The sequence below is a fragment of the Pseudomonas agronomica genome, assembly GCF_025917275.1.
GTDB lineage: Bacteria > Pseudomonadota > Gammaproteobacteria > Pseudomonadales > Pseudomonadaceae > Aquipseudomonas > Aquipseudomonas agronomica.
Window position 1 is genome coordinate 1 of sequence record NZ_JAOSHO010000962.1, and the last position, 727, is coordinate 727.

The 727-nt window shown below is 58.3% G+C and carries 1 protein-coding gene; it reads right to left on the minus strand.

What is annotated here, in order from left to right:
- Positions 1-123: 123 nt before the first annotated feature.
- A complete protein-coding gene (locus OC610_RS28385; RefSeq protein WP_264433038.1) occupies positions 124-408 on the minus strand; it encodes a fructose-bisphosphate aldolase in 285 nt (94 codons plus the stop codon).
- Positions 409-727: the final 319 nt, after the last annotated feature.

Below are 727 nucleotides of genomic sequence, written 5' to 3' on the forward strand. Positions count from 1 at the left end.
ACAAAAAAACGGATATACACACAGATCCTGATAGCGCTGTGTCAGCCGACATCCCTATCACTGACCCAGCGCTATCGCGAGCAAGCTCGCTCCCACAGGGGATCATCTCCCACCGGGAGGGCTTTATTGGTCTTCGAGGCCGCGTTGCTCAATGACACCGAACACGTCGGTGACGTCTTGGACCAGGATCCGGGCGACATTGGTGAGAGTATTGAAATCGCCAGCAGCCGAGTCGCGCAAGGTGGCGCAGGCCATGAGCGTCAGGTAGTCGAGCGTGGCATGCAAGCGTTCGCTGGCGCAGGCGTGGAGCTCGGTCAGTGGGACGGTTTTATCGATGAACAGGACGGGCTGGGTGGTGGCGATCGGGGTGAGCGGAGTGAAGCGAGTGGGCAATTGTTCGGCTTTCATGACAAACCTCTAACTCAAATAGATATTTGCCACCGTTCGCTGCGAAACAAATTGGGTGGCAGCCATGTGCGGGTTCGCAGACCGAGGAGTTAGAGAAACCCGGCAGACCCGAAGATCTCCCACACACAGCCGCCATGAAAAGCCGACGTAGGCGGGATAGGCCTACATCGATTTCTGACGGTCGTGATTCTAACCCACCAGGGCTGCGAAACCCCTGCCCACCGACCAAAGCCAGCAGACCCACCGAACTATAGAGCAGATTCCCGAGGCCAAAATCGACCCTGTAGGACGCACCGGCCCCCGTGGCGAGGGAGCTTGC

Bases quoted from the DNA above. Each gene is read 5' to 3' on its own strand.
- OC610_RS28385 (WP_264433038.1), bottom strand. From the start codon at position 408: ATGAAAGCCGAACAATTGCCCACTCGCTTCACTCCGCTCACCCCGATC.